The organism is Streptomyces sp. NPDC031379 (genome assembly GCF_055569615.1).
On the sequence record NZ_JBVIIT010000023.1, the window covers coordinates 175,319 to 184,671 of the forward strand.

At 71.3% G+C, this 9,353-nt stretch carries 10 protein-coding genes; all 10 read right to left on the reverse strand.

Annotated features, from left to right (window positions below; translation table 11 throughout):
* Window positions 1-96 precede the first annotated feature (96 nt).
* Complete coding sequence (locus ACZ5CW_RS30360) at window positions 97-1,233, reverse strand: polyprenyl synthetase family protein (RefSeq protein WP_468606934.1); 1,137 nt, start codon at window positions 1,231-1,233, stop codon at window positions 97-99.
* Entirely contained in the window at window positions 1,233-2,660 is a 1,428-nt protein-coding gene (hpnE, locus tag ACZ5CW_RS30365) for a hydroxysqualene dehydroxylase HpnE (protein WP_468606936.1), read from the reverse strand. The genes ACZ5CW_RS30360 and hpnE overlap by 1 nt, the downstream gene beginning before the upstream one ends.
* Window positions 2,657-2,785: a DUF6380 family protein gene (locus ACZ5CW_RS30370; protein ID WP_468606938.1), complete on the reverse strand. Its 129-nt coding sequence runs from the start codon at window positions 2,783-2,785 to the stop codon at window positions 2,657-2,659. The genes hpnE and ACZ5CW_RS30370 overlap by 4 nt, the downstream gene beginning before the upstream one ends.
* Complete coding sequence (gene hpnD, locus ACZ5CW_RS30375) at window positions 2,785-3,747, reverse strand: presqualene diphosphate synthase HpnD (RefSeq protein ID WP_468606940.1); 963 nt, start codon at window positions 3,745-3,747, stop codon at window positions 2,785-2,787. Before hpnD ends, ACZ5CW_RS30370 begins: the two co-directional genes overlap by 1 nt.
* A complete protein-coding gene (gene hpnC, locus ACZ5CW_RS30380) occupies window positions 3,744-4,640 on the reverse strand; it encodes a squalene synthase HpnC (RefSeq protein ID WP_468606942.1) in 897 nt (298 codons plus the stop codon). The genes hpnD and hpnC overlap by 4 nt, the downstream gene beginning before the upstream one ends.
* Window positions 4,641-4,999: 359 nt before the next feature.
* On the reverse strand, window positions 5,000-5,779 hold the full coding sequence (locus tag ACZ5CW_RS30385; RefSeq protein ID WP_468606944.1) for an ABC transporter ATP-binding protein: 780 nt from the start codon (window positions 5,777-5,779) through the stop codon (window positions 5,000-5,002).
* On the reverse strand, window positions 5,772-6,701 hold the full coding sequence (locus tag ACZ5CW_RS30390) for an ABC transporter permease (protein WP_468606946.1): 930 nt from the start codon (window positions 6,699-6,701) through the stop codon (window positions 5,772-5,774). The genes ACZ5CW_RS30385 and ACZ5CW_RS30390 overlap by 8 nt, the downstream gene beginning before the upstream one ends.
* 90 nt (window positions 6,702-6,791) lie before the next feature.
* Window positions 6,792-7,664: a glycosyltransferase family 2 protein gene (locus tag ACZ5CW_RS30395; protein WP_468606970.1), complete on the reverse strand. Its 873-nt coding sequence runs from the start codon at window positions 7,662-7,664 to the stop codon at window positions 6,792-6,794.
* A 5-nt stretch (window positions 7,665-7,669) separates the two neighbouring features.
* Window positions 7,670-8,455: a CDP-alcohol phosphatidyltransferase family protein gene (locus ACZ5CW_RS30400; RefSeq protein ID WP_468606948.1), complete on the reverse strand. Its 786-nt coding sequence runs from the start codon at window positions 8,453-8,455 to the stop codon at window positions 7,670-7,672.
* Window positions 8,433-9,353 (reverse strand): iron-containing alcohol dehydrogenase family protein (locus tag ACZ5CW_RS30405; RefSeq protein WP_468606950.1); only part of this gene is annotated, 921 nt, incomplete at its 5' end. The genes ACZ5CW_RS30400 and ACZ5CW_RS30405, both read right to left, overlap by 23 nt.

Consider the following 9,353-nt stretch of genomic DNA (forward strand, 5'->3'; position numbering starts at 1 on the left):
GGTGCCCTGCGTCCCTTCCCTGCCCGGACGAATCCGAGGGTGCGGGGCGGCGGACACCGGCCGGCGACTACGCGAGGTGTGTAGAGCCGATAGTGATCATCTCTTTCGTACGACGACGAAGTCGGCGAGCGCCCTGAAGGAGGCCCGTACCCGGTCGGGCATGATGACGGCGTCGAGGGCCTCGAGGGCGACGGTGTGCTGACGGCGAGCTTCCTCGGCCGTCCACTCGCGGCCGCCGGCCTCCTCGATGAGGGCGGCGCGGGCCGCGAACTCCTCCTCGGAGAAGCTCTCGAAGTCACTGCTCTTGGCGTCGGCGGCGAGGATCTCGGCGAGCTGCTCCGAGGCGGGGCCGCCGGCCGCGAGGGCGGCCACCACCGGCAGGGACTTCTTGCGCTGGCGCAGGTCGCTCCAGGTCTGCTTGCCGGTGGCCTCCGGGTCGCCCCAGATGCCGAGGAGGTCGTCGACGGCCTGGAAGGCGAGCCCGAGATGGTAGCCGTACCGTTCCAGCGCGTCGGCGGTGGCGTCGTCCGCACCGCCGAGGACCGCGCCGATGGAGGAGGCACAGGCGAGCAGCGCGCCGGTCTTGTTCCCCTCCATCTCCAGGCACTCCTCGACGCTGACGCGGTCGCGGTGCTCGTAGGAGATGTCCTGCGCCTGACCGTCGATCAGGGCGCGGGTGGCGGCGGTCAGCCGGCGGGTGGCGCGGCCCGCCTCGACGGTGCCCAGCTCCAGCAGGATCTCGTTGGCGAGGGCGAACAGGGCGTCGCCGACCAGGATGGCCTGGGCGGGGCCGTGCACCTTCCAGACGGTGTCGCGGTGCCGGCGCTGCTCGTCACCGTCCATCAGGTCGTCGTGCAGCAAGGAGAAGTTGTGGACGAGTTCGACGGCGACTGCGCCGGGGACGCCGGCCTCGGGCGCGGCGCCGGTGACCTCGGCGGAGAGCACGGCGAGCGCGGGACGCACGGCCTTTCCGCCGTCGCCGTCCGCCGGGTTGCCGGCGGCGTCGATCCAGCCGAAGTGGTAGGCGGCGACGGTGTCCATGGGAGGCGCCAGGCGGTCGACGGCCGCACGCAGGACCGGTGTGGCCAGGGTCCGGCCGCGCTCCAGCAGCGCGGTCACGTCCACCGCGGCCCGTGGAGCGGGCGTCGAGGCCGGGGGCACAGTGGGCACAGTCTCTCCTCTTGTTGCGGTACCGGGAGTGCGGGGGCCTGCCACCGGTTTGTGCGCGAGCATCAGGCCGCCTCCTCGAATTCGAAGAGGTGGCGGGGGCGGGGCCGGCCCAGGGCGCTCAGCGCGGCGTCCGCCGCGTTCACTCCACTGCGGACCGCACTCTCCATGGTCGCGGGCCACCCAGTGGCGGTCCACGCTCCGGCCAGGTACAGGCCGGGGGCTTTGGTGCGGGCGCCGGGCCGCAGCCGCCCGACGCCGGGGGTGGGGGCGAACGTGGCCGTGCGCTCCCTGGTCACGAAGAAGTCCTCCACCACGGCCGCGCGCGTGGCGGGGATCAGTCGTTCCAACTCGGGCAGATAGCGCTCTCGGAGGTCGGCGACCGGGGTGTCGATCTCGTCCTGCGCGGCAGACTGGGACAGCGCGAGGTACTGGCCCGCACGCAGTCCGGAGGCGTCGGTGCGGTCGAAGACCCACTGCACGGGCGTGCCGAGGGCCGCGAAGAAGGGTTTCGCCAGCACCGTGCGGTCGTAGACGACGTGGACGTTGAGGATCGGCGCGGTGCCGATCTCCAGCAGCCGTTGCGGGGCGTCCAGGGCGCCGGGCGGCAACAGGTCGTGGGTCTCGCGCTGGGGTACGGCGAGGACGACCGTGTCGGCTCGCAGGGTCTCGCCGGGAACCTGAACGCTCCAGCTCCCGTTCTCGTTGATAGAGACGGAGGTGACGCGTGTACGGACCTCGGTACGAACGCCCGCGGAGTCGAGCGCCTTGCGGGCCAGCCGGTCGTGCAGTTCGCCCAGCGGGACATGGGCCCAGCCGATGTCGGCCGCGCCCGGGTCGGACAGCAGACCGGTCTTGAACACCATCGCGGCGAGCCCCAGCGAGGCGTCGCCCGCGACCGCGTTGAGGGTGGCGACCCCGACCAGGTCCCACAGGGCCTCGACGGCGCGCGCCGACTGGCCGTGTGCGGCCAGCCAGCTGCCGAAGTCCTGCGTGTCCAGGGTCGGATCGGCGAGGTCGAGCCCCTTGAGCGCGAGCGCGGCCCGCCCGACCGCGGCACGCTCGGCGAACGAGAGGTGCGGATAGGCGGCCAGGCTGCGCCCCAGGTGGAGGGGGACGGGCAGCGGGTCGCGCCGCAGCCGGCCGAGCCGCCTGCCCTCGGGCTTGGCGACGTCGACGACGGGCACGTCCAGGCGGTCCTGCAGCGGTGCCAGCGCGGCGCCCTGGATCCGGTCGAGGAACCAGCGGTAGGCGGTGCAGCAGCGCAGGTACACGTGCTGGCCGTTGTCGACGGTCAACTCGCCGCGCTGGAAGGAGAAGGCGAGGCCGCCGAGCCTGGGCCTGCCTTCGAGCAGGGTCACGTCGACGCCCGCGTCGGCGAGCGCGAGCGCCGCGGTGATGCCGGCGAGTCCGCCACCGACCACCACGGCACTGCGGCCTGCCGCCTGCGGGGTACCCGCGTGCGCCGGTGCGGGGCGTGAGCCGTCGCTCATCGTGCGTCCTTCCGTGCGTGCCGAGCGTGCTGGTTGAACGGTGCACGCCCGGCCGTCGCAGTCAGGGACGCCACGCCGCAGCGGAGGGTTGCCTGCCGCTCGCCGGCCGGTTCAGGCACGTCCATCAGGCGCGCCTCCTGACGGAACGGGGAGAGACATGGCGGGAGACATGCCGGGTGTCCAGGCCGGACAGGCCGCGCACGGCGACGTACGCCTTCTCGCGTCCGGGCAGCGAGACCCGGCCGCGGAGCACGGCCTCCGGGTCGCGCTCGATGCGGTCCAGCAGCCGGCGGTAGATGCCGGCCATGGCGGCCACGCACGCGCCGCTGCGCCGGTCGAGCATGGGGAGCAGCCGGTAGCCCTCGGCGAAAAGGGCGCGGGCCCGTCGCACTTCGAAGTGCACGAGGCCCGCGAAGTCGGAGCCCTCCGGCGGGGTCGGCCCGTCGAACCCGGCCGAGCAGCCGAACTTGGCGAGGTCGTCGGCGGGCAGGTAGGTGCGGCCGCCCTCGGCGTCCTCGCGGACGTCTCTGAGGATGTTGGTGAGCTGCAGCGCGAGACCGAGCGTGTCGGCGTACTCGGATGCGCGCTCGGCACCGCGCGCCGCGGCTTCGGTGCCGAACACGCCGAGCGAGAGGCGTCCGATGGCACCGGCGACGCACCGGCAGTAGACCTTCAGGTCGTCCCAGGTCTCGTAGGTCTCCCCGCGGACGTCCATCCGGACGCCGTCGATCAGCTCGTCCAGGCCGCCGAGCGGGATCGGGAAGGCGCGCGCCGCGTGCGTGAGGGCGACGGCCACCGGGTCGGTGTCGTCCTCGTCGACCTCGCGCTCCCGGATCCGGGCGAGCAGCGCCCGGGTGTCCGCCAGCCGCGTCAGCTTGACCTCGTCGGCCAGGTCGCCGTCGCCGATGTCGTCCACGCGCCGGGAGAACGCGTACAGCGCCGACATGGCGCGGCGCTTGGCCGTCGGCAGCAAGCGGATGCCGTACGCGAAGTTACGGGCCTGCTGCCCGGTGACGGCCTCGCAGTAGCTGTAGGCGGCGAGTACCGGTGCGGACACGTGCGGCGGAGAATCCACGGCCCGGATCACCCCTCTCCTCGCAGGATCACGCCCGCCTCACGCAGCAACTGGACCTTGCCGGGTCTGGGCGGGCCGGGAAGTACGTCGTATTCGGCGGCGGCGATCGCCCGGATCGCCGCCCTTCCCCCCGCCACGAACCCCGCGAGCAGCAGCTTCAACCTGCCGTGGACGCTACCCACCAGGGGGGCGCCTTCATTCAACAGATCGCGGGCGCGTTGTCCCTCGTATGCAACCAGGGCGCGCACCGATGCGCCCGCGGTTTTCGCGGAGAGATCCGTTTCCTCTACGTGGAAGCGCTTCATGTCCTCGGCGGGCAGATAGATGCGGTCGCGGCCGAGGTCCTCGGCGACGTCCTGGAGGTGTTCCACGATCTGCAGGGCGGTGCAGATCGCGTCGGACAGCCGGACCCGCTCGGGGGTCGAGGTACCGGTGACGGCGAGGACCAGGCGGCCGACGGGGTTGGCGGACAGCTCGCAGTAGGCGAGGAGGTCGTCGTAGGTCTCGTACCGGGTGACGAGCTGGTCCTGGCGGTTGGCGGCGATCAGGCCGAGGAACGGCTCCGGGGTGAGGGAGCGGCGGCGGACGGTGGGCTGCAGGCGGCGCAGCAGGGGGTGGCGCGGGGTGCCGTCGAACACGCGGCGCAGGTCCGCCTCGAAGGCGTCGAGGAGTACCAGAGGGTCCTCGGCCTCGGCCGGCGACACGCCGAGCAGCCGGGCGTCGGCGCCGCCGGGGGCGAGATCGCCGTCGCCGATGTCGTCCACGAGACGGGCGAAGCCGTAGACGGCCATGAGGTCGACGCGCCAGGCTCGGGGCAGGAAGAAGGGGGCCACGGGGAAGTTCTCGCTCGCGGCCTTGTCCAGTGTGGCGCGTTCCAGGTCGGGCGCCGTGCCGGTGGCGGTCATCGGACGCTGTCCGGGGCGGGGACGGCACATGCTGCGTTGAGCTGGGGAGTTTCCGTAGCCATTGCCGTCACATCTCCCGTTCTACACTGCCGACCCAATACACACTATTTCGGACACGCCGCCCGGCAATGCGCGGAGCCGCCCCGACGGAGGCGTCGCGCATTATCGCCCCACTTGCCGCTTTCCGGCACCGGTACAGCTTACGTTGTACAACGCAGCGAGGTTCGTCGGGGTGTCCTGCGCATCACAACAACACACCGATTGGCTCCAAGATTCCTAACGGCAGCCGGAGTTGACGTTTCCTTTGCAGACGCAGGGCCCCGCCGGACGGTTTCCGGCGGGGCCCTGGCCGAAATGGGCTACTTGCCCGTGAACTTCTCGTATTCCTTCAGGACCTCTTCGGTCGGTCCGTCCATACGCAGTTCGCCGCGTTCCAGCCACAGCACACGGTTGCAGGTGTCGCGGATCGACTTGTTGTTGTGACTGACCAGAAAAACCGTTCCCGCCTCCTTGCGCAGTTCCCGGATGCGCTCCTCCGAGCGCTTCTGGAACTTGCGGTCACCGGTGGCCAGCGCCTCGTCGATCATGAGGACGTCGTGGTCCTTGGCGGCGGCGATGGAGAACCGCAGCCGGGCCGCCATGCCGGAGGAGTAGGTGCGCATCGGCAGGGTGATGAAGTCGCCCTTCTCGTTGATCCCGGAGAAGTCGACGATGTCCTCGTAGCGCTCCTTGATCTGCTCCCGGGACATGCCCATGGCGAGGCCGCCCAGGATGACGTTCCGCTCGCCCGTCAGGTCGTTCATCAGGGCCGCGTTCACGCCCAGCAGGGACGGCTGGCCGTCGGTGTAGACCTTGCCCCGCTCGGCGGGCAGCAGGCCGGCGATGGCACGCAGCAGCGTGGACTTGCCGGAGCCGTTGGAGCCGATGAGACCGATGGCCTCGCCGCGGTAGGCCACGAAGGAGACGCCGCGCACGGCGTGCACCTTGCGCACCCCGCGCTCCTCGCCCCGCTTCAGGATCCGGCTGAGGGCGGCCGTCGCGCTGCCCTTGCCGGACTTGGCGCCGTTGACCCGGTAGACGATGTGCAGCTCGTCCGCGATGACCGTCGGGCGTCGGTCCTGGTTGTTCTGCTCAGCCACGGCCGTACCGCTCCTCCGCCTTCCAGAAGTACACGAAGCCGCCCGCGAAGACGACCACGGCCCAGAACAGGGCGATGGCCCAGACGTGCGGCGGCAGATTCGAGGCACCGTACCCGTCGATCAGCGCGAACCGCATCAGGTCCATGTAGACCGCGGCGGGGTTCACCTGGAGCACCCGGGTGATCCACTCGGGGCGCCCCTCCAGCATCGTGCTGATCGAGAACATGACGCCGGAGGCGTACATCCAGGTCCGCAGGATGAACGGCATGAGCTGCGCCAGGTCCGGCGTCTTGGCGCCCATGCGGGCCATGATCATCGCGAGCCCGGTGTTGAACAGGAACTGCAGCGCCAGCACGGGCACGATCAGCAGCCAGGACAGGCCGGGGTAGCTGCCGAAGGCGATCGCCACGATGAACAGCACGACCATCGAGAACAGCAGCTGCTGGAGCTGCTGGAGCGAGAAGGAGACGGGCAGCGACGCGCGCGGGAAGTGCAGGGCGCGCACGAGACCGAGGTTGCCGGAGATGGCGCGCACGCCCGACAGCACCGAACTCTGCGTGAAGGTGAACACGAAGACGCCCGTGACCAGGAACGGGATGTACACGTCGTGGGACATGCCCCGGCTGGCCTTGAGGATCAGGCCGAAGATGAGGTAGTACACGGCCGCGTTCAGCAGCGGGGTCGCCACCTGCCAGAGCTGGCCGAGCTTGGCCTGGCTGTACTGCGCCGTCAGCTTCGCCTGGGAGAAGGCGAGGATGAAGTGGCGCCGGCCCCACAGCGCACGGATGTACTCCACGAGCGAGGGCCGGGCGCCGCTCACGGAGAGCCCGTACTTGGCGGCGAGCTGGTCCGCCGCCAGTCCCTCGTCGGGCGACGGGGCGGCGGTCACCGCGACCGTGCCGTCGTGCGTGGTCTCACTCACAGGTGGAAACTTTCGTCTTCGGGTTCGCGTTCGGGTTCGTCGTCCGGTGCGTCCGTCCGCGGGCGCACGGATCCCTCAGGGACGAGCTTGTCAGATCACCGGAGGCCGGCCCAATCGGGTGAGCCGCCACACAGTGCGCCAGCGCATCGGGCGGCGGGGGCCGCACGGCGTGGCCCAGCCCTCCTTGAATCCCCCGAACCAGGCCTTGAGGGCCGGCCGGGAGGGGCGGCGGAGCAGCGTGAGCAGCATCCAGACCCCGAGGTAGACCGGGACCAGCAGGGCGGGGAGGTTGCGACGGGCCAGCCAGACCCGGTTGCGGGCGACCATGCGGTGGTAGACCGCGTGCCGCGAAGGAGCGGTCGTCGGGTGGTACAGCACCATGTCGGACCGGTAGTCGATCATCCAGCCCGCGTCGAGGGCCCGCCATGCCAGGTCGGTTTCCTCGTGGGCGTAGAAGAACGCGTCCGGAAGCCCGCCGACCTCCGCGAAGACGCGGGTGCGCACGGCGTTGGCGCCGCCGAGGAACGTGGTCACCCGGGAGGAGCGCATCGGGTCGGAGGCGCGCAGCCGGGGCACGTGCCGGCGCTGGGTCTCGCCGGTCTCGGGATCGGCGATGCGGAAGCTGACGATGCCGAGCTTCGGGTCGGCCGCGAAGGCCTCGCGGCACAGCTCGGCGGTGTCGTGCCGGGCGAGCAGGCCGTCGTCGTCGAGGAAGAGCAATATGTCGACATCGCGGCCGCCGGGGCCGAAGGCCTCTATGCCGACGTTGCGCCCGCCGGGGATGCCCAGGTTCTCGGGCAGCTCCCTGGTCCGTACGCCCTCGGGGACGTCCGGGACGGGCGAGCCGTTGCCGACGACGACCACCTCGACCCGGTCGCCGTCCTGCTTGGCGACGGAGTCGAGCAGGGCCCGCAGCTCCTCGGGCCGGTTGCCCATGGTGATGATGACGGCGCCGACCTTCATGCCGCTCACCGCAGCCTGCTCGAGGCCAGGATGGACACCAGGTGCAGCACGGTCTGCAGCATGGCGATCCCGGCGAGCACGGCGGTGCCGAGCCGGGTGAAGAACAGGTCGCCGTGGATCTGGTCGGCGATCGCGAGGACCACGATCAGCAGCGAGGCCTCGATACCGAGGATCAGCCGGTGGAACCTCAGCGCGGAGGCGGCCCGGCGGGCCAGCGCCATGCCGGAGGAGCGCGGCCGGGCGACGGCCTCGGCGTCCTTCACCGGCGGCATGCCGGCCTGGTGCCGGGCCACGCCGACCAGGTCGGTCTCCGCCTTGATCAGGATCGCGCCGAGCGCGGCGAGGGTGCCGAGGAAGGCCCACAGCCAGTCGATACGGCCGCTGCCCCACAGGTCGGCGGCGCGCAGGCCGAGCCCGACCAGGACGGCCGCGTCGGTGAGGTAGGCGCCGACCCGGTCCAGGTAGACCCCGCCGAGCGAGTACTGCTTCTTCCAGCGGGCGACCTCGCCGTCGACGCAGTCCAGCAGCAGGTACAGCTGCGTGGCGACCACACCGAGCACGGCGCCCGTGATCCCCGGCACCAGCAGCGCCGGGGCCGCGAGCACACCGCAGACGGTCATCAGGTACGTGAGCTGGTTGGGCGTGACCCTGGTGTTCACCAGGTAGCGGTCGACGCGCAGGGACACCTCACGCATGTAGAGGCGTCCCGCCCAGTGCTCACCGCTGCGCCGGTCCTGCACCCCGGCGGGGTGGACGACCGGTCGGAGTTCAGCTACCGATGGCCTTGACATAGTCGGCGTAGATGTCCTTGATCTGGTTCGTCTTGAGGTCGAGGTGTTCGAGGATCGTGTAGCGGCCGGGCCTGGTCTCCGGGGCGAACTCCACGACGCGGACGAACTCGTCCATGGTGAAGCCGATCTCCTCCGGCAGTACCGGAAGCCCGTGCCGACGCAGCACCTCGGCCATGAACGCCGCCTGCTCGTGCGCCCCGCGCAGGTACATCGCGAAGGCGGCACCGAGCCCGCACTGCTCGCCGTGGGCGGCGGCACGCTTGGGGAAGAGCAGGTCGAAGGCGTGGTTGATCTCGTGGCAGGAACCCGACGCGGGCCGGGAGTCGCCGGAGATCGACATCGCGACACCGGTGAGGACCAGCGCCTCGGCGAGCACCTGGAGGAACTCGTTGTCACCGATGCCGCCGGGGTGCCGGAGCACCGCCTCGCCGGCCTGGCGCGCCATGGCGGCGGCGAGGCCGTCGATCTGCTCTCCGTTGACCCGGTTCGCCAGCTCCCAGTCCGCGATCGCGTTGATGTTGGACACCGCGTCACCGATACCGGCGCGCACGAAACGGGCCGGGGCCTCGCGGATCACGTCCAGGTCGATCACGGCCGCGATCGGGTTGGGCACGCCGTAGGAGCCGCGGCCCGCGTCGTTGTCCAGCGTGGCGACCGGTGAGCACAGGCCGTCGTGCGCGAGGTTCGTGGGCACGGCGACCAGGGGCAGGCCGATGCGTGCCGCGGCGAACTTGGCGCAGTCGATGATCTTGCCGCCGCCGAGGCCCACGACCGCGTCGTAGCGGCCCGAGTTCATCTCGCCGGCCAGCCGGACCGCGTCGTCCAGCGTGCCGCCGCCCACCTCGTACCAGGTCGCCCCGGGCAGCGAGGGCGCCAGACGCTCGCGCAGCCGGGCGCC